Below are 20,780 nucleotides of genomic sequence, written 5' to 3'. Positions count from 1 at the left end.
TGTAAGTTGAAAGAATTCTTTAGACTTTTCTCGTTTTAATTTAACTTTTCAATAAACCAACGATTCATTTTGACAATTTCCGCATAGAACATATTGCCACCATTTTGATAAAGGTAACCACCATTGTAAACTAACGCTTGCCAACGATAATAACGATATTTCGTATTTTGGTCATTCCCTAACAACGGTGAAAGGACTTCTCTTGAATATTCTTCTGCTAACTCTGTCGTATGTTTCCCGCCGCGTTCTTTCACAAACTGAATGTAATCCAGTCCATAATTATATGCTTGTACGCCCGTCCATTCATCACAGCCAGCTTCTTTTGCTTTCCCTAACGCTTCCGCGAGAAATTTGACGCCATGTGCAATACTTTCTTCTGGTGTTTCAATCACTTCTTGTTGCCCATAAACACTTTCACTGCTCTGCATAATATCACCAGATTTCCCTTTAGATTCTGTATAGATAATCGCTAAAGCTAATGTTTTGTATTCAGGTATTTTATTTTTTTTGACTTCTGCTTCTACTTGCTTTTCAAAGGTCATTACCGTTTCAACATTTTGATGTATTTTATAGCCAAGATAGCCAAGACCAGCAACTAAACCAACAAACAAAAGTAGCATGATTTTATAAATTATTTTTCTTACTCTACGCATCGAATCATCCAAACTTTTTCTTTTAAGATACGTTCTATGTTACTTGAAATAACCGAAAAAAGCGAAGTTTTTGTTACTTCTTTAGTTTTATTTAATAAAAGTAACTTTTTTGTGAACAAACCGTTCCTTCGCAAGATTGAACGTTTTCACATAGAATAGAATAACAAGTAATTTTGTTCTATTGACGCTTATTTATTGCATCAAAAAAGCCTAGATAAGAATGAACAAAATTCTTTTCTAGGCTTGACTTTATACAACTTATCTATTCTTTTAACAAACAGTCAAATGTTTTATGGAATTTTTTTCCCAGTCATTTCTTCATAGTCTCTACTCATCATTCTCCAAGCTTTTTCAATATCTTCATTCAATCCAAACAAGCCGCTTCTACCAACAATATAAATATCAGGTCCTGCAGCATCAATTCGCTTAAATGAATTTCTATTCGATGAGCCGTCCATTTCAATTACATAACGATACCCTTTTTCTTCACGTAAATTACGAAGAGCAACAATTTTATCAAGTGTTCCTTCAATAAATCGTTGGCCAGCAAAACCTGGATCAACGGTCATGATTGTGATTTTATCCAACAATTCAATATATGAAAAGATTGATTCAATAGGCGTTTCGGGATTAAGGACGATCCCTGCTTTAAGATTAGCATTGTGAATTTGGTCAATTAGGCGAAATGCTAGACCATCTAAAACCTCTGCATGCATACAAATCCATTCACATTTGATATCTACTAGTTGTTGTACCCAAAAACTTGGATTCGTAACCATTAAATGGGCAGATACTGGGAGCTTCGAAATTTTTCTTAACTCCTCAATAAACCACGGAGATAATGTAATGTTTGGCACATAGTGACCATCCATAATGTCTATATGATACGAAGCAACATGATCATTTAAAAAGGTGATTTGTTGTTTAAACTTGTCCAAATCCATCGTCATTAGTGACGGAGAAAATTCAACTTTGTTCATTCTAATTTTCAACTCTTTCTATCTGATTATTTGTTTGATGTTTTTGAAAATTTTTCTAACTCGTTATATTCAGACGTTGACACATCTCTGACAGGCAATATAAATTGCATTAATTTTGTTGCGCTTTTTCATTTTGTTTAGAAAATCTGAATATCTTCCAAGTTTATCTCCTCTTCTTCTTTTTCTACTAAAGCTTCCATATCTTTCTCAGTTACATCTTTCTTAATAATCGCTAAAACTAAACCGGTAACCACAGCGTTTACAACAATTGCAATAACACCAGCCAGCGGTTTACTCATTGTTGGAATCATTAAAACACCGCCAAATGGAACAGTCGCATCTGCCCCTAAGATCATTGTTGTTGCGCCACCCACGAAGCCACCAATCGCTGTAGCAATGACTCCTCGGACAATATCATTCATAACTAAAGGAATAACACCTTCAACAATGTTAATCACGCCCATTGGTACGGCAGACTTTAACGTTTCAACTTCTAGTTTTGTATAAATATTTTTTCTAAATAATTTAGCAAAGAAGAAAGCTAATCCAAAGCCTATTGGCGTTGATGTATTTACTAATTGCAATGCTGTAATTGGTCCATTAAGTCCTTCCGCTTGCATTGTCAAAACAAAGGCAAAAACAGTTTTGTTAATGGGTCCGCCATAGTCTATACCACTTAATAAACCAATTACACCACCAAAAATTAATAATGACGAGTTACCTAAGCTATCTAAAAAGTTCGTTAATAATGAAGTAAATGCCGTTATTGGGGTCCCGATAATATATACCATGATTAATCCACCAGTAATTGAGGTTAAAAATGGAATAATTAATGTTGGCATTAACCCTCTCGCCCAGTTTGGTAATTTCACATATTTTAAAATAGCTAATACAAGATATCCTGCCAAGTAACCACCTAAGATACCACCAATAAAGCCAGCGCCAACTGCATTCGCAGTTAAACCAATAATAAATCCTGGAGCAATTCCAGGTTTACCAGCGATTGAAAAGGAAATGCCAGTAGATATAACAACCGGCAGTAAGCCTAAGCCAGCGCCACCCATAGTAGCTAAAGCATCCCAAAGCGAAAATTCACCTGGTACCAAGGTTCCTTGACTTGAGCCACCAAACCCCATACCAATTGCAATTAAAAAGCCAGCACCACAGACAATTGGAATTAAATATGAGATTGCTGTTAATAAATGACCTTTAAGATTTAACTCTTTTAGTTTTTTCATTTTTATCCTCCTAAACATTGTTCTTTTCATTTTATTTTCTATTTTAAAAAATTGCTGTTATGGATTCTTCTGTAGAAAATATCCACAATATGCTGTCTCAGTAATTTCATTAAGAGAAAGCCTTTACTACATCCTCTGGCGATTTTGATTGAAGGAGTTCTTTCACTACTTCATCATTTCCGAGTTTTCTGGCAAACAATGATAATAGTTTAAGATGGCTAGTTATTTCTTTATGATCATTCCCCACAGCAAAAAGAATGATTCCTTTTACGCCGTTATCATCTAAAGATTCCCAAGGAATTTCTGTACTATTAATACCAATGGCCACGCCCATTTTTTTTACATACGCACTTTTGCCATGTGGAATGGCTAGATAGTTTCCAATGCCTGTTTGGCCTTCCGCCTCTCTAACATAGATATCTTTTATAAAGCCTGTTTCCTCTGAAATATTGCCATTTTCAAGCAAAAGATTGGCTAATTCTTTTAACGCTTCCTCTTTTGTATTTACATTCATATTCGTTTTAACGGTTTTTAAGTCAATGATATCCTTTACTTCCATTACAATTCCTCCTAGAAGGTTACTTTTCTTGTGTCATAACTTCTTCTGCTTTTTCAATTAGTTTAGTGGGTGATTTTACAGCAACTTCTGTAGGTACTTGAATGATTCGTTTCCCATCAAAACGCTCTCTTCCAGAAATTTTTACATCAATGGCTAATATAACAATGTCCGCTTCCTTAATTTGTTCATCCGTTAGTTTGTTTTCAATCCCAATGGTCCCTTGTGTTTCTACATGGATCTCAACTCCTGCTTTTTTTGCAGCGTTCTCTAATTTTTCTTGTGCGATATATGTGTGAGCAATTCCTACTGTGCAGGCTGCTACGCCGACTATCTTCATTATTTTTCCTCCTCAAATCTTTCTATATTTTTATAAAAATCTGTTTCTGTTTTTAAACGCAACAACTTTTCTAAGAAGTCTTCATTTGCTAATTTTCTAGTAAATCGACTGATTTCTTTTTTTACTTTTAACCGTTCATTTTCTTTTAGTAAGATGACAATAATTAATTTCACTTGCTTAATGTCTGCCGTCCATTCTTGGATTTCTGTTTTTAAGCCAATCAGATATATTTCACTTTTTTTCAAGAGTGCATTTTCTAAATGTGGCAAGACAATTTGCTCTGCAATCTGATTACTTCCCATCTTCTCACGATTTACCAAAGATTCCTCAATCTGCTTTTTTTCTTTGGGCGTTAACAAAGGTGCTGCTGTTTCTGCAATGAATTGATATACTTGCTGTTTTGAAAGAAGTTCTTGGTTTAGGAAAACTTGGTATAAAGGACTAACGTTCATGATAGATTTCCTCAACTTTTCTTTGTAATCGATACTGATCATCAGTTGTAAACATGGCACTGACCAACAATGATTTAATAGGGACTTTTTCCTGTAAATGAATCGTTGTCAAAATCAATTCAATATCAGAATAATCTTTTAATGATTTCCTTATATTTCGTGTGGCAATAATTTCAACAATTTGTAATTCAGGGAATTTCTTTTCAACTTTTACTCTCAATAGTTCTGAAGTTCCAATTCCAGTGGTACACATAATCAAAGTACGAATAGGTAACTGATTGGTTTCAATCATTCGCGCAAAATACAATGTAATAAACCCATTCTCATCTTCGTTTATAACCGGCAGTTGATAGTTTTTACTTACTTGCTTAGAAACTTGCACAATTTTTCTGAAAATTGTTTCATACGTCATTTTTATTTGATCCAATAAACTATTCTTAACATGTATGCCGTTTTCAAGACGATTTATCATTGGTTTTATATGACTAGCCAATTCAAAAAGTAGCTGATCATTATCAGTTAAAATTTTTAGTTGTGCACTCATTTCCTCTAAATAAAATTGAGTAATTTGCATTACTTTGAAAGAAAAATTAGTTGCTTTACTAAATGAACCTTGCATCCTAGAAGAAACCAAATATTGATATAAGTAATAAATTTCAACGTTAGGCAGTCTCTTATTTAAATAAGTTTCAATCTGTTGAATCGTTGTTTGCGCGACCTTTTTGAGTACTAAGTCCTTTGTTAATTCTTGTTCTTCTTCGTTAGATAATTGGTATTTTTCAGAAATAGCTACTTTTCGTGAACGACTAATTAAGATATAAAGATGAGAAAAGATGTTTACGTTATATGGATGTGGAATAGTAATATCCAGTTTCTTTTCAATGTTCCTGACTTGATCTAACGTAAAAAGGACATCATAATTATTAAAATTTAATGCTTTGTTGTTTCGAAGATCCTCAATATCGATAATGTTCAACAGTTGTATTCTATCGGAAATGGCTTTCCTGATAGCTCTTTCCTCACCGATAATTGCCAACGTTCGATTTTTCCGTTTGAGTGTTAAATCATATTTCTTTAAATCTTCGGCTAATTGTTGTTCATCGCTAAATATCACAGAATCGCCAACATAATATCTTGCAAATAATTCATAAACATTTTTAGCTTGTGGAGAAGCTAACAACAATTCCTCCAGAATTCGATTGCGTCTTTCCCTTGGCGAAAAATCACTTTCTTTTTCGACTAAATGTCGATTCTGTTCCATAAATCGTTCATAGTCTAGCTTGTATCCTCGTCCTTTCTCAGATAATATGAGTGAACCTTCTGAAAATTCATCGTTAATTTTTTTTATCAAACGATAAACTGTCTTAGGAGAAGTACTTAGGCAGTTTGCCAATTCTTTTGCAGTCATATAATCTTGTTTTTTTGAGAGAAGTAACAACAATTTTTGTCCACGTTCTTTTTTCGAACTCATAGCAACCCCTCCTTGATATATTTATTATAATCCATATAAAAGAAAACGCTTCCTTATTTTCTGTCCGTTACATTGGCCATTTTTGTGAGTGGTTAAAGTGTTCAATTATGCGAAACTTTCTAAGGCTATTTATAAATAAAAATCTGTAGAGTAAGCTATTTTGAATTACTGTCTCTACAGACACTAATACTTTCAAAGAATACAAAAAAAGGGCTGCCTTACGGCTAGCCCTTTTTTACTTTTATTTTACGGTAACATTTCCGATTACATCATTCATTGAAGTCGTTTGACCTGCTTTTTGTAAATCGTACTGAGCAACGATATCTTGATTTGTGAAAACAACAATTAAATCTGATTTTTTGCCAGCTTGTTCTAATGCGGCTAAATCAATGGTTGCAATTTTATCGCCTTGTTTTACAACTTGGCCTTCTTCAACATGTAAGGTAAATGGTCCACCTTGTAACTCAACAGTATCTAGACCCATGTGTAATAATACTTCAATGCCTGAATCTGTTTGGATACCTAACGCATGTTTTGTTGGGAAAATGCTAGTAATTTTACCAGCAACAGGTGTTGAAACTTCGCCGTCTGTTGGTACGACGGCAAAACCGTCACCCATCATTTTTGCTGAGAAAACATCATCTGGTACTTCAGAAATAGGAATAACTTTCCCATTTGCTACAGAATATAATTCAGTTTTTTTCGTTGAAACGGGTGTTTTTTCCTCAACAACTGGTTTAGAAACAGGTGTTTCTTTGACTGGTGTTGCTGGCGCTTGGTGGTTATATAATCGTTGCATTTCGTCAGCAACAAATTGTACTTCCGTGCCAACGATCACTTGGATATTGGTGTCATCAATGACTTTCACACCAGGAACCCCAGTTGCTTTAATTTTTGCTTGATCCACTTTGCCTGTATCTTTCACTGTTAAGCGTAAACGAGTTGTACAGTTATCAATAGAAGTTACATTAGCATCAGCGCCTAAACCATCATAAATACGACGAGCTAGAGAAGCAAATTTGTTGTCGCCTTGTGCAACATCTGGCGTTTCTTCGCCATCGCCTTCTTCACGTCCTGGTGTCATTAAGTTAAACTTAGTGATTGCAAAACGGAAACCGAAGTAGTAAATTGCTGCAAAGACAAGTCCTTGAACCACCAACATCATTGGGTGATTAGCGACTGGGTTTTTCAAACTTAAGAAGAAGTCTACAAAACCTGCACTAAAGGCAAAGCCAGCTGTCCAATGCATAAACGCAGCGAATGCTAAAGAAATACCTGTAAAGACCGCATGTAAAACATATAAAGGCCAAGCAACGAACATAAATGAGAATTCTAAAGGTTCAGTAACGCCTGTAAAGAAAGCCGCAAAACCAGCAGCTAACATTAATGAAGCTGTAACTTTTTTCTTCTCAGGACGCGCACATTGATAAATAGCAAACGCGCCTGCTGGTAAACCGAACATCATTACTGGGAAGAAACCAGCTTGATACATCCCCGTTTGTCCGACAATTGCTTTACCAGTATCTAACGCTTGTTGACCAGCTAAAAAGTTCCCAATATCATTGATACCAGCAACATCAAACCAGAAAACAGAATTCAAGGCATGGTGTAACCCTGTTGGAATTAATAGTCGGTTAAAGAAACCATACAAGCCAGCTCCTACGAAACCTAAGCTAGAGATTCCTTTACCAAAAGCAACTAATCCGTTATACACAACTGGCCAGAAGAAGAATAAGACAGCTGAGATTGCTAACATCGAAATAGCTGACATAATAGGAACTAAACGTTTTCCACTAAAGAATGATAAAGCCATTGGCAATTTCACACCAGAGAAACGATTATACATTGCCGCGGCAACTAAACCAGCGACAATTCCGACAAAGACATTGTTGTCCATGCTGTTGAAGGCTGGGTTTACTTCAGCAATATCCTTGAAGCCTTTAATGGCTTGGATAGAAGCAGGCGCTAAAACAGTTTTTGGCACTAAATAAGCGACTAAACCAGCTAATGCTGCCGATCCATCTTTATCTTTTGACATTCCTAACGCTAAACCAACCGCAAATAATAATGCTAAGTTGTTTAAGATAGCCAAACCACCATTCATTAGAAAAGTTGTGGCTGGACTAGCGCCGATTGTTCCCACAATCCAGTTGGCAATACCGACTAATAAAGAAGCCGCCGGTAATACAGCAACTGGTAACATTAACGAACGTCCCATTCTTTGCATATACGCTTTCATTATACGTAACTCCTCACATAAACTATTTAATTTTTATTATTTGGTCATTCTTAATCGTTCAATGTGAATCGATAAATAACCAAGTTCTTCATTTGGTACTTGATAATGAAAATTTCTCATTAATAAGACTTGTACTTTTTTTGAGATTTCATAGCTTTCAGCATACTTTTTCTTTACGACTTCCAAAATTTCTTCATCTAAAACAGCATATTGATTTTGTTGGAAGCGATGAATAAACAAACGTAAATGATTCACCAAACGTGAATAACTGAGACTATTTTTATCATCATGAATATCAATAGCCAATTCCTGCTCGATTAAATGAATAATTTCAGAAACGATTGTAACTTCACGGATACTTTTACTATTATCAGTACGCCCGCTGCGAGCACTATGGATATGAATTGCAATATATCCTGCTTCATCATAACTAAATGGAATTTCTAAGGTTTGTGTTAAATATTCTACAGCCCATTGAGCAATAGCAAATTCTTCACTATATAAAATCTCAATTTCACTTAAAAGCTTGTTCCGAACAATAATATTATTTTGAATATTTTCAGCTGCAAAAGCAATGTGATCACTCAACCCAATATTAATATGTTCATTCAACTTTTCACCCAATACCGTTTCAGCATGTTGGATAATTTCTTCACTCGCTAAAAAGTATTTGTCTTCAATTTGTGATAGCAATACTTGAAGTTTTTTCAGTCCTTCTGGCTCCATCACAAACATCCGCTCTACCAATTGTCGAGATAAGACATCATTTTTAGTCTTATTAAACCCGACGCCTTTACCGACAGCTACTTTCTCCTGTCCTTCGTCAAGAACAAGTACAGCATTTTGATTTAGCACCTTTTTAATTTTCATAAATGACCCTCTTCTGCAGAAGTAATTCTAACATTTTCAGTGAAAACAACAAAAAAAGCATAGAACAATCCCGTTAAACATGTTGCGTAACCACTGTACACCACATTGTATTACGAAATTCTTCCATGCCTAGTATTATCTAGTCACATGAAAACGCTATTCATTTGTTAACAGTGCTTATTCTAACGAGTATCATTATTTTTGTCAACCTTTTTCAATTATTTTTTTATTAATTGTTGACTATTAATAAAAAAGAAGCTCTTATCGGGAAAAAAGTACCTTCAGCTAAAGGTACTTTTGTTCACTAAGTTATTCTTTATAGGCATACTTATATGTGCTCGTTGCACCGAAGTTATGATACTGAATACCTTTGACACCTGGTCGTACAAGCTGACTACGGGCCTCTTGGTATAAAGGAATTAAAGCGGCATCTTCTTCCACCAATACTTTTTCAGCTTTAATTAATGTTTGCCAACGAGTTTCAGGATCATTTGCGTATTTAGTTGTTGACTCTTCAATTAGTTGATCAAACGTTGGGCTAGAATAGTTCATACGGTTGCCACTAACTGAGCTTTCTAAGAAGGTCATTGGATCCTGATAATCGGGGCCCCACATGCCAACAGACAATTCATAATCCCCTTTTCTCATTAATTCAATCGCATTATTTAAAGGAACTGTTTTGACATTAATAGTGAGACCTGGCAACGTTTCTTGTAACTGGCCTTGGATAAATTCAGCAACTTTTCGGTCACTATCACCATCTCTTGAAAGAAGTTCAATGGCTACCTCTCCGTTTAGCTCTGCTTTTGCTTTATCTAAATACTCTTTGGCTTTTTTGGCATCTGTTTTGACAAGGGCACCTGCTTCTTGACGAAAATCTTCATTTGTTTCTGGGTTATAGACAAATTTTTCTGGAATGTACCCATAAATTTCTTTTGAACCATCCGCTAAAATGTTGTCGACTAAGCTTTTTTTATCCAAAGCATAAGCTAAAGCTTTGCGGACATTCTCATTTGCAAAAATAGATGGTTTTTCGTTTCTTTTTTGGTTTAAACGTAAGGAATACACTTTTGATCGTTCGATTGCTTCATAGTCTGGGTTATCTCGATTTTGTTTAGCAAAATCTCCTGTTAAGACAGCCACATCTAATTCACCTGATTCGTACAAATTATAAACGGTATTGGTTTCTTTAAGAACTTCAAAATGAATCGTTTCTGATTTTACTTTTTCTTTATCGTAATAGTCGGGATTACGCACAAAATCCCACGACATTGCTGACTGATCCCAATTTTTCATTAAAAACGGACCATTAGATACAATCATTTCACTAGAAGTGCCATAGGCTTTTCCTTTTTCTTTCACGAATGCTTCGTTTTGTGGGAAAAATGGAGAAAATGCCAATAACGACGTAAAATACGGTACAGGCTTTTCTAAAGTAACCTCCAAAGTATACTCATCAAGCGCTTTGACACCCAATTCCTCTGGTGCTTTTTCCTCTTTTGTAATAGCTGTTCCGTTCAGAATCGTTCCTTCTAACAAGAAAAAGTAATTGGCTTGGTTTTTGGGATTCGCTAATTTACGCCAAGCAAAAACGAAATCATTGGCTGTTACAGCATCACCATTGGACCACTTGCCATCTTCTCTTAGTTTAATGGTATATCGTTTGCCATCTTCAGAAATTTCAGGCATCTCTTTAGCCGCAGCTGGTATTAGTTGATCCTTCCCATCCAATTGATATAACCCTTCAAAGACATTGGATTGTGCGTTAATACTGGCTTCATCTTGTGTAAAAATAGAATCCATTGAACCGATTCCCGAGTTTTCCATTAAATTTAAAACTTTTTTCGAGACACTGGTTTTCTCAGTTGTTTTCTCGTCTATTTTCGTCTCTGCCGTTGTGCCACAACCTACCAAGACCGTACTAACAAATAACATAATTCCCATCATTTTTAACTTTTTCATACTATTCCCCCTCTGTGTCAATCAAATGGCAACTCTTCCATGGAAAGCCGTTCTTGCGAAACTATCAAGCATGCGTAGGGCAAGCCCTCATTTTCGTACTCAAACTCGCCCCGCTGATTGTCAATTGGATCTGCCCGCAATTGCATTTTCGCTGGCTGAAAATCTGCTTGAATTTCACTATTTGCGAACATTCTAAAAACATCTAAATTGCCGAAATAATAATTCCACCGCTGTCTATCGCCGTCTCGATAAGCACCTCCGCCAAAAGACAAATCTGCAAAGAGCCAGCCGTACGGTTCTATATAAAATTGTGCCCAATCATGACAGCCTGTATAATGTGTAGAAACATATAATCCCGATTGCCATTTGGCTGGTATCCCTGCAATCCGACAAAGCGTGATAAACAAAATCGCTTGCACGCCGCAGTCACCTTTTAAATTAGTTGCAGCATACTCTGAAATATTGGAAATTGTAAAATATTCACGCATGAAAGAATAATGAATCTTTGTCGTCACAAAGTCATAAATCAAGCGTGCCTTTTTTAAGGGATTATTTTCATCGCCTACAAGATCATCTGCTAAATTTCTTAAATAAGGCGTGAATCGAATATGCGGTAACTGTTCCTCTAAATCAAAGCTTGGTTGCATTTTGTCTACGTTATTTTCTTCTAACTGCTGGTAAACCATCCGATTAACATAACAATATTCAACTGTAAACGTTTGATTTTCTTTTAAGATTGTTTCAAAACACAGTGTTCGTTGCGGCGCATCTTCTGCCGCAATATAGGTGGCCTCAGGTGACGTAGCCAGAATTTCAATTTCTGATTGTTGTTGACACGCTTTGGGCAGCGGCAAATGGACACGAACACGCTCACCTGAATGTTCAAATTCTTTTTTCACCTGAATAGTGGCTTTAATTGTTGTTCTCACTTTTCTACCACCATTTTTTTGCATTTGTTCGATGTTCTCTTTTAGTTCTTTTTTGCGGAGAATTTCTAATTGATTGCTTTCTGCTTCTCGCAAACGTGCAACATATGCCGCATTTGTTTTAATTAAATTGGCCAAAAATCGAAGTTGGAAATACGGTTCACCGTCAATATAAACCCAGTCCACTAAACCCGTTTCTTTTAAACGAATTAATTCCTCTGTTTGATAATCCTGAAAAGTATCTCTCATCATTTGATCAGCTTTTGCAAAGCTATGAGGATACTCATTCATACGCATCATTTTAATGACATCTTTTTCAATTATCAGACGTTCTTTTAATGCCTGCGGAAGTTCTTTTGTCAACCAAAAATCAATGGCAGTATCCGCGCTTGCAAAATCGCCAAATTCTTTCACCCTTTGAATTTCCTCAGGCAAAGGGACACTAAGATACTTTAAGTCATACTTCATTTGCTTTGCTCCTTTTTTAATGAGAAATACCTAATCCGGCTGCTTCTCCTAATTCCAATAATGGTTTTGCTTCTAAGGATACGCCCCCAGTTACGGGCGCAGTTTCTAAACCGAATGTCGCATCTAAATCTGCTCGTGTGATATTCTTTTGAGCAGCAGCTAAATGAGCAGCAGCCGTGATGCCAATGGTTGTTTCTTCCGCCATGCAACCAATCATGCATTCGATACCTGCTGTTTCACAAATCTGATTAATTTTCAATGCTTCATGAATGCCGCCACACTTCATTAATTTTATATTGATAACATCGACTGTGCCTTTTTTTACTAATTCCAACGCATCTTGGGCATCAAAACAGCTTTCATCAGCCATAATTGTCGTATTGACTTGTGAGGTAACGTATTTTAGGCCTTCTAAATCGCGCCTTTTAACTGGCTGTTCCACTAACTCAATTTGATAATCTGCCAATTCTTGAATCGCTTTAACTGCATCTTTGGGCGTCCAAGCTTGATTCGCATCTAAGCGGAGCTTGATATTAAAGCCAACTGCTTCACGAATCGCTTTTACTCTTGCAATATCAGCTTCAATTCCTGTTCCGACTTTAATTTTTAATGTATCAAAACCTAGTTTGACTTTTTCGACGGCTTTTTGTGCCATCACATTTGGTTCATCAATACCTAGTGTGATATCCGTTATCACTTGGTTATCATAGCCACCTAACAATTGATAAAGAGGCAGTTGCGCTTTCTGACCCATCAAATCATAACAAGCAATATCGATTGCTGCTTTTGCGGCTGGAGCGAAAGCAGATATTTTATCCATGACTTCATGAATTTTCTCAATATTAAAGGGGTTTAAGCCAATGATTGCTTGACCAAATAATTCGATCGTTTCCAGCGTGCCAGCCAACGTTTCACCGGTAATAAAAATGCCGGGCCCTCCTTCTCCATATCCAACTAATCCCTCTTCTGTTTCAATTTCTACAATTGCGCTATCCGCCGATTCAATCGTCCCCAAAGCGATTGTAAACGTTTCTTTCAGTTTGATTTTCGATGCCCTAACATGTACCTGCTTAATTTTCATAAAATCCTCCCTTTAACATTTTCAATTAATTGAAAATTCAGTTTTTTTAAAAGCTCAAAAATTAAATTTTGATTGTTATCGAACATTCTAAACTCATTATTTTCTAATGTCAACAAAATAATGAGATTAAGATTAAAATAATATGAAAATTGAATTCACGAGCTCTTTTATAAATCAGTAAATTCCAGAACATGTGAGATACTTCTCATTTACAAACATCCTTAAAAAAGGTATGATAGTGAAGAGGCAACTTGCAAAGGAGTAGAAGACGAATGAGTGAACAACCTCAACAACGCTCAACCGAAGAAGTTGAAGCAATCAAAGAAGATATTTTAACTGCATTAGAAACAGTGATTGACCCTGAATTAGGCATCGATATTGTTAATTTAGGACTAATTTATGAAGTTGAATTTGCAGAAGAAACTGGTGATACTGTCATCAAAATGACCTTAACCACAATGGGCTGTCCGTTAGCAGATGTTTTAACAGAACAAATCCATGGTGTTTTAAAAGATATTCCTGAAGTGAATAATATCGAAGTAAAATTAGTCTGGTACCCTGCATGGACAACGGATAAAATGAGCCGTTACGCACGAATTGCTTTGGGTATTCGCTAGTTATTTCGAGACTTTGACTAATGATAAAAACCACCTGAAAGAACTAATCGGTCAGTTCTTTCAGGTGGTTTTTTATTTGACTAATAGTTTGGTAGTCCAACTTTATTATTTTTCTTCTCAAGCACTTTAAATTTAGCTAAACGAGTCAAACAAAACAAGACATGGAATCATAAAAATCCATGTCTTGTTAGTCGGGTGCTGTTTTTACCGCAGGACAGTTTTCTTCCAAAAATTCAAAAATACTACTGTAATAATTTTCAGGTTCGTAGACACTTGAAGATAAATGTGGTGCTTTAGCAACAATGAGGCCTTTTTTTATCCCTTGAGTTGCCGCTAAATTTTCTTCAAACATCGTCATTGGAACAAAACGATCACCTGTGCCGTGAATAAAAAATGTTGGCAACGTATTTTTGTGTAATTGCCTCACAGAAGAAGCGGTTTTCAATTGAAAGCCATAGTTATTTAATGCTAATTGATTAGCAATTGTTAAAATAGGAAAAGCGGGTAAATGAAAAGATTCATGTAGGACATATTTAAATTCATCATAAACAGAAGTGTAGCCACAATCCACTATTAATCCGCGAACATTCGTTGGTAACTTTTCACCACTTGCCATCATGACGGTAGCCGCCCCCATGGAACCTCCCACTAAAATAATTTCTGCTTCCATATCAATGGCAAGAACTTCACTAATCCAACTTAATAAATCTAACCGATCCAACCATCCCATCCCAATTTTATTCCCTGAACTTTTCCCGTGCGCACGCAAATCGGGAACTAAAACATTGTAACCTTCTTCTGCAAAACGTAATGCAGTATATGCCATATCGCGTTTTCCGTTTGAACGATAACCATGCACACAAATCGCCCAACGATGGTTATCTGGATAAGGGATAAAGCACCGCGCATACAATGTTTCGTCTTTAATTTTCAACCAACGATCTTCAGCAAAAGACTCTGTCCAAAAAGCTTCGCCTTCTTGTTTTTGTTGTTCTTCTATTTTTGTGTATCTTGTTTCCCGTTCTTGAAAATTATCAGGATTTAATAACCGATGCCCTTTTTTATGATACCAAGGATTGTCTTTAATCAAAGCGATTTTCAAAAAATAATTGGCAATGTAAAAAGAAAAAACAACGCCAATCATTGCAAAAATGATCAGTAACCCGAGGAGCCATTTCATCTGCAAATCACACCCTCTTCTAAAGTATTTCCTTCTCCATTTAATATACTATGGATCTTTCATTTCTGAAAGAAATCACCCTTACATTTTGTTATTTTTTGAAAAAAGCAGCCGTCTCAAAAAGAGGCGGCTACTTTTACTCTATCAACAATCCAACGTTGTCATATCTTCATATGTCTCACGGCGAGCAACTAATTTTGCTTGTCCATCTTCGACAAAAACCACTGCTGATCGAGGATTTCGGTTGTAATTACTTGCCATTGAATAACCGTAAGCCCCCGTACTACTGATGGCCAATAAATCCCCTGCTTTAACTTCTGGCAATAAAATATCTCGAAGTAAGACATCGCCTGATTCGCAATATTTACCAACCACCGTGACTTTCTTGACTGAATCATGCCCATCACGATTTGCTAGAAAACCATCATAAACCGCTTGATACAAAGCAGGCCGTATATTATCACCCATGCCACCATCTACGGAAACAAAATGACGAACGCCAGGAACCTCTTTTTGCGCGCCAACTGTATAAATCGTTGTGCCCGCTTCGGCAATTAAACTGCGGCCTGGTTCAATCCAAAGCTCAGGCAATGGATACCCGAATTGTTCACAATGACCTTTCAATGAATCAACAATTTTTTCAACAAACGTTGCTGGTGCTAATGGCTCATCTTGCTGCGTATACTGCACACCAAAACCACCACCCATATTTAAAACACGTGCTGTAAATTGATGGACTTGCCGCCAACCTTCTAAAATAGTAAACATTTTTTCAACAGCTGCTAAAAAGCCTTCCACAGCAAAAATTTGCGAGCCAATATGGCAATGGACCCCTTGTACATCAAAAGAGGGATTTGATAAAAGGCGAACGAGTGCTTCTGTTGCCTGCCCACTTGCAACATCAAAACCAAATTTTGAATCTTCTTGGCCTGTCAAAATGTAATCATGTGTTTCTGCATCCACACCAGGACTCACCCGAAAAAGAACTTTTTGTGTTTGGTTTCGTGTAGTTAATAATTCTTCCAACAAGTCAATTTCGTAAAAATTATCTATGACAATAGTACCTATTTTGTTATCCAAAGCGTAACGCAATTCTTCAGGGGTTTTGTTATTTCCATGGAATTCAATTTCTGCTGGCTCCATGCCCCCTTTTAAAGCTGTGAATAGTTCCCCACCAGAGACAACATCACAAGCAATATCTTCTTCTTTTAACACTTGATAAATAGCTAAACAACTAAATGCTTTACTTGCATAAACCACTTTATTTTTGTTACCTAATTGATTTAACGTTTGTTTAAAACCACGTGCCTGCGCGCGAATATGAGCAACATCATAGACAAATAACGGCGTCCCGAATTTTTGCGCCAACTTTACGGTGTCACAACCACCGATTTCTAAATGATTTTCCCGATTCATTTTTGCTGTACCAAATAACATTTTTTCCCGCCCCTTCATTTTGTTTTATTAAAAATCATAGCATAAAACCCAGTAGCTTCCTATAATTTTCCACATTTTTCTCGGACTTTCTCCTGTTGCTTTTTTACGCTAAATAGCCTACAATAATTGGCATACAGATAAAAAACCTTTATTATCAAGACTTTAATCTTTTAAATTAAAATTGGTATATACGAAAAAGAAAGAAGGCAGATGACTTGGCTACACTGAACCGCGATCAACAAATTGAAGAAATTATTAATTTGGAAGCAATTTTGAATTTACCGAAAGGAACAGAACATTTTGTCAGTGATTTACATGGTGAATTTGAAGCTTTTGACCATATTTTAAGAAATGGTTCTGGGCGAATCCGAGAAAAAGTTCAATTTTTATTTAAACAAGAATTAAATGCCCATCAGATGGACGAGCTTTGTTTTATTATCTACTATCCAGAAGAAAAATTAACACTTTTAGAAAATGAAAGCGCCCTCTCTTATGAATGGTGGCTATTAACGATTCGCCGTCTGGTTGAAATCGTCCGTTCTTCTTCGATGAAGTACACACGTTCTAAAGTTCGCAAAGCCCTTCCTGAAACCTATGGGTATATTCTCGAAGAATTGATTTATCAATATGATGAAACAACAACCAAAAATGGTTACTATCAACAAATTATTGAAAAAATTATTTTACTAGGTGAAGCCAAACGTTTCGTGACAGAATTAGCTTATCTAATCCAACGTCTGATTATCGATCACCTACATGTTATTGGGGATATCTATGACCGGGGGCCAGCACCAGATAAAATTATGGACCGATTAATGTCCTATCACTCCTTGGATATTCAACTAGGCAATCACGATATGATTTGGCTGGCTGCTTATAGTGGTTCACTGGCTTGTTTAGCCAATGTAGTACGTATTTGTGCTCGCTATGGAAATTTAGATTTGTTAGAAGAACGTTATGCTATCGATTTAACCGCCTTAAAAAAATTTAGTTTAGAAACGTATAAAGAAAATCCTGCTTTTGCACCCAAGAAAAATCCCTATCGTGCGTTAACTGAAGCTGAAAAACAAATAGCGATGCGTGTGCAACAAGCCATTGCCATTATTCAAGAAAAACTAGAAGGCCAAATTATTGGTCGACGTCCTGATTTTAACTTGGCACATCGGCTACGCTTAGATAAGATTCAAGGGGAAACTATTACTTTTGACGAATGTCGTTATACATTAATTAACAGCTGTTTCCAAACCGTTTCTGAAGAGCAGCCTTACCAATTAACACGTGAGGAAAAACAGATAATTGATGATTTATTAACGCAATTTCAGTCTTCGCCGCGGTTAACAAAACACATGCGCTTTCTAATGGAAAAAGCTTCTCTTTACCTTGTGTATAATCAAAATTTATTGATCCACGGCTGTCTGCCTCTGAATGCGGACGGTACGTTTCAAGCTTACACATTTAAAGGCCACTCCTATTCAGGAAAAGCTTTAGTTGACTTCTTTCAGAAAATGTTAGAAGAAGCATACGCTCAGCCTGCTATTACAGATGACTATGCGACAGATTGTTTATGGTATCTTTGGTGTGGCGAAGGTTCCTCATTATTTGGCAAACGAGCTATGAAAACCTTTGAGCGTTATTTTCTCGCTGAAAAAGAAACACACCATGAAGAAAAAAATCCTTACTACTCTTTGCGTGATACGGTTGAAGTTTGTGAAAGAATCCTAGATGAATTTGAAGTGACTGGTGAAAATCGACATATCATTAATGGCCATACACCAGTTAAACGAACAAAAGGCGAATCGCCAATCAAAGCAAATGGCACGCTTCTCGTAATTGACGGCGGCTTTTCAAAATCTTATCAGACAATTACTGGAATTGCTGGTTATACATTGTTGTACAACTCGTTTGGGTTACAACTGACCGCGCATAAATCTTTTTCTAGTAAAGAAACAGCCATTTTAAATAATCAAGACATTCATTCCATCAAACAAGTCATCGATCGCCCCTTACAGCGGTTATTGGTGAAAGATACCACTATCGGCAAAGAGCTATTAAAGCAATCGCAAGCACTTCAAAAACAAATGAAACAAAACCAGGAGTGCCGTTAAAAAGACGCTTGCGCTCTTATCCGAAAAATGATTAAATGGAGGAGTTGAGAAAAATATCTATTAGAGAAACGGAAAGGGTTTTACATTGAAGAAACAGCAACTCTCACTTTACGGCACCATTTTCTTTCTTTGCTTTTTCCTAATTGTGGGCTTCTTCTTCTCAAGTCGTGGCGAAGATTATGCCAAAGAATCTGAACAAAAAGTTACAATTGATTCCGCCAAACATGAGAAGCATACAAACAACAAGGAAGAAAATAATTCAGCAAATACAGTATTTTTTGATAAAATAAATGACCTGCTCGTCGCTTCTGTCAAAGAATTTGAAGGAACGGTCGGGATTAGTTATTTAGATTTGGAAACTGGCGAACAACGTTCTGTGAATGGCCAACATGAATTTTATACAGCTAGTACTATTAAAGTGCCACTGACGATGCTAGTCGCCGACACGGTTGCTTCTGGTCAAAAAAAATGGACAGACCTGATTCCCTATAACGCCGAAGAAGATTATGAAGAAGGAACTGGGATCATTGCCTATAATATCCAACCAGAATATCCATTAAAAACGTTACAAGAATATGCCATCACCTATTCTGATAATATCGCTAAAAATATGCTCTATGACACATTGGGTGGTGATGCAAAAGCAAAACGAGAAATGTATCAGCGTTATTTGCACAAGACACCTTCGATTGAAGAACCACAATTTTCTTCGGAAGATGCGCTTGTTATTCTACAAAAATTATATACTGAAAAAGCAACGAAACCAGATTACCAAGCGATTTATGATTCTATGAAACAAAGTGTTTTCCATGAAAGAATGGAAACTCCCACAACTCAAGGGAAAGTTGCTCATAAAATTGGTTCCTATGATGAATTTATTCATGATATGGGGATTTTAGAAACACCTCACCCCTTTGCTTTAGCAATTTTTACTAAGGGACCTGATAATGCTAAGAGTTCTGCGTTTATTGCTTCAGTGACAGATAAACTTTGGCAATTGCAAGTGTCTGAATATCCTAATCAATAACAGTAAAAAAATACCCTTGGTTTATTAAAACGGCTTAATAAACCAAGGGTATTTTGCCTATTGTTTGTTATTATTATCCGTTTGTACAGCCAACAACTTCGTAAAACGTTCTGCCAACATTTGGTGGGCATCAATTTTTTTGGTTCCTTGTGCTTTTGCTGCAAAACTAGCAAAGTTTAAGCCAGCCCCAAATAGTTGTAACGCACCGTTGCCTAAATCTCCCTTTTTAAGAGCTTCAAGCCCATCTTCGATAAATTGGTTACTTTCATCTAAATGACACTCAGGAAGATATTTCACGCCGTGATGATAACGTTTTACATTCAGAATGATTTGCTTCGCGGCTTCTTCTGAAATAGCTGCTCCCAAGTTTAACAGTAGCTCATTAATTGGTTCCACCAAGTGAGCATAGTCACTTTCGTACTTTTGACAATTCAGTGCAATCGCTTTGCGGCGTTCTTCATTTTTCATTTTTTTCACTCCCTTTTTTATTAAAAACGAGCACGAAAGCTACCAACTGGCTTCGCACTCGTTCTTTCTAACCATTAATTTTCTTTGTTCATGCTTTTAATTTTAATTAGACGTGTAATTTCGCCACGTTCATTTTCTTCTAATTTCATTTGAATGTAGTAAATTGTTTCTTCTAATTGTGGAATCGTCATATACTCTAAGGCGTTGACACGACGACGCGTTTTTTCAATTTCTTTTGATAATAATTGGCACGTCTTTTCAACATTTGCAAGTGCTAATAATTTCGGTAAAATGCTTGAAATTTTAGCAAAAGCTTGATCAAGCTCGCTGTTTGAATTCACGTAGCCATAATCTAAGGGTGCTTCTTGAACCGATTCATCGTAATCAAAAATCATTTTAGGAACTGGCACACTTAAGATGTTCTGTTCAATAATTTCTAATTCAACTTTTTCGGCTGGAATTGCCACTAACTCTTCAATAAAGGCTTCGTTCAGCGTTGCGTTTGCCAATACAAAATTTGATAACGCATCTGTCACTTCTTGTTCAACCTGAATACGTAACTCATTGTTTTCTTTGACTAGCGCAATAAACCTTCGCATCAATTCATCTTGTTTGTCTTTCAGCAACTTATGACCTCTCGTGGCCGTAGTTAACTGTTTTTTCAGTCGGGAAAGTTCCATACGGGTTGGATTAACATTTAATCGAGCCAT

General features: G+C 36.3%; 19 protein-coding genes. 3 read left to right on the top strand and 16 right to left on the bottom strand.

Annotation, left to right across the window (positions count from 1 at the left end; genetic code table 11):
* Positions 1-35: 35 nt before the first annotated feature.
* The 12 genes from IGI87_RS06925 to IGI87_RS06870 form a co-directional block, all read right to left on the bottom strand.
* Positions 36-653, bottom strand: coding sequence for a lysozyme family protein (locus IGI87_RS06925; protein WP_438736531.1), 618 nt, complete (start codon positions 651-653; stop codon positions 36-38).
* A 290-nt stretch (positions 654-943) separates the two neighbouring features.
* The gene (gene alsE / locus IGI87_RS06920) at positions 944-1,633 is read right to left on the bottom strand and encodes a D-allulose 6-phosphate 3-epimerase (RefSeq protein ID WP_438736530.1); all 690 of its coding nucleotides are present in this window, start codon (positions 1,631-1,633) and stop codon (positions 944-946) included.
* Between the two features lie 137 nt (positions 1,634-1,770).
* Positions 1,771-2,871, bottom strand: coding sequence for a PTS fructose transporter subunit IIC (locus tag IGI87_RS06915; RefSeq protein ID WP_438736529.1), 1,101 nt, complete (start codon positions 2,869-2,871; stop codon positions 1,771-1,773).
* A 109-nt stretch (positions 2,872-2,980) separates the two neighbouring features.
* Positions 2,981-3,430 (bottom strand): PTS sugar transporter subunit IIA, encoded by a 450-nt coding sequence (locus IGI87_RS06910; RefSeq protein ID WP_438736528.1) that lies wholly within the window; start codon positions 3,428-3,430, stop codon positions 2,981-2,983.
* Between the two features lie 19 nt (positions 3,431-3,449).
* The gene (locus IGI87_RS06905; protein ID WP_002357651.1) at positions 3,450-3,767 is read right to left on the bottom strand and encodes a PTS fructose transporter subunit IIB; all 318 of its coding nucleotides are present in this window, start codon (positions 3,765-3,767) and stop codon (positions 3,450-3,452) included.
* A complete protein-coding gene (locus tag IGI87_RS06900; protein ID WP_113793982.1) occupies positions 3,767-4,219 on the bottom strand; it encodes a PTS sugar transporter subunit IIA in 453 nt (150 codons plus the stop codon). The genes IGI87_RS06905 and IGI87_RS06900 overlap by 1 nt, the downstream gene beginning before the upstream one ends.
* Complete coding sequence (locus tag IGI87_RS06895; RefSeq protein WP_113793981.1) at positions 4,209-5,690, bottom strand: BglG family transcription antiterminator; 1,482 nt, start codon at positions 5,688-5,690, stop codon at positions 4,209-4,211. Before IGI87_RS06895 ends, IGI87_RS06900 begins: the two co-directional genes overlap by 11 nt.
* Positions 5,691-5,931: 241 nt before the next feature.
* On the bottom strand, positions 5,932-7,929 hold the full coding sequence (gene nagE, locus IGI87_RS06890; RefSeq protein ID WP_438736527.1) for an N-acetylglucosamine-specific PTS transporter subunit IIBC: 1,998 nt from the start codon (positions 7,927-7,929) through the stop codon (positions 5,932-5,934).
* Between the two features lie 36 nt (positions 7,930-7,965).
* Entirely contained in the window at positions 7,966-8,799 is an 834-nt protein-coding gene (locus IGI87_RS06885) for a PRD domain-containing protein (RefSeq protein WP_002357655.1), read from the bottom strand.
* A gap of 309 nt (positions 8,800-9,108) precedes the next feature.
* Positions 9,109-10,761 carry a peptide ABC transporter substrate-binding protein gene (locus IGI87_RS06880; RefSeq protein WP_438736526.1) on the bottom strand — a complete coding sequence of 551 codons (1,653 nt, stop codon included), beginning with the start codon at positions 10,759-10,761 and terminating at the stop codon, positions 9,109-9,111.
* Positions 10,762-10,778: 17 nt separating this feature from the next.
* Positions 10,779-12,155, bottom strand: a complete 1,377-nt coding sequence (locus IGI87_RS06875) for a transglutaminase-like domain-containing protein (RefSeq protein WP_438736525.1) — start codon at positions 12,153-12,155, stop codon at positions 10,779-10,781.
* Between the two features lie 16 nt (positions 12,156-12,171).
* Entirely contained in the window at positions 12,172-13,236 is a 1,065-nt protein-coding gene (locus IGI87_RS06870) for a dipeptide epimerase (protein WP_104854718.1), read from the bottom strand.
* A 272-nt stretch (positions 13,237-13,508) separates the two neighbouring features.
* Here IGI87_RS06870 and IGI87_RS06865 point away from each other — a divergent pair, with 272 nt between their 5' ends.
* Positions 13,509-13,853: a metal-sulfur cluster assembly factor gene (locus tag IGI87_RS06865; protein WP_002357660.1), complete on the top strand. Its 345-nt coding sequence runs from the start codon at positions 13,509-13,511 to the stop codon at positions 13,851-13,853.
* Between the two features lie 187 nt (positions 13,854-14,040).
* On the opposite strand, the gene IGI87_RS06860 is transcribed toward IGI87_RS06865, so the two are convergent.
* Positions 14,041-15,033, bottom strand: a complete 993-nt coding sequence (locus IGI87_RS06860; protein ID WP_164982888.1) for an alpha/beta hydrolase — start codon at positions 15,031-15,033, stop codon at positions 14,041-14,043.
* Positions 15,034-15,177: 144 nt separating this feature from the next.
* Entirely contained in the window at positions 15,178-16,488 is a 1,311-nt protein-coding gene (lysA, locus tag IGI87_RS06855) for a diaminopimelate decarboxylase (protein WP_438736524.1), read from the bottom strand.
* Between the two features lie 197 nt (positions 16,489-16,685).
* Between lysA and IGI87_RS06850 the strand changes: the two genes are divergently transcribed.
* The gene (locus IGI87_RS06850; RefSeq protein WP_113793970.1) at positions 16,686-18,575 is read left to right on the top strand and encodes a fructose-1,6-bisphosphatase; all 1,890 of its coding nucleotides are present in this window, start codon (positions 16,686-16,688) and stop codon (positions 18,573-18,575) included.
* Between the two features lie 145 nt (positions 18,576-18,720).
* Positions 18,721-19,602: a serine hydrolase gene (locus IGI87_RS06845; protein ID WP_438737414.1), complete on the top strand. Its 882-nt coding sequence runs from the start codon at positions 18,721-18,723 to the stop codon at positions 19,600-19,602.
* Positions 19,603-19,659: 57 nt separating this feature from the next.
* On the opposite strand, the gene IGI87_RS06840 is transcribed toward IGI87_RS06845, so the two are convergent.
* Together IGI87_RS06840 and IGI87_RS06835 are read right to left on the bottom strand one after the other, a co-directional pair.
* On the bottom strand, positions 19,660-20,070 hold the full coding sequence (locus IGI87_RS06840; RefSeq protein ID WP_438736523.1) for a hypothetical protein: 411 nt from the start codon (positions 20,068-20,070) through the stop codon (positions 19,660-19,662).
* Positions 20,071-20,144: 74 nt separating this feature from the next.
* Positions 20,145-20,780 carry a V-type ATP synthase subunit D gene (locus IGI87_RS06835; protein WP_002357673.1) on the bottom strand — a complete coding sequence of 212 codons (636 nt, stop codon included), beginning with the start codon at positions 20,778-20,780 and terminating at the stop codon, positions 20,145-20,147.

It is taken from the genome of Enterococcus sp. DIV1444a (assembly GCF_051712125.1).
Classification (GTDB): domain Bacteria; phylum Bacillota; class Bacilli; order Lactobacillales; family Enterococcaceae; genus Enterococcus; species Enterococcus faecalis.
This window is presented reverse-complemented; position numbering and strand designations above follow the sequence as displayed.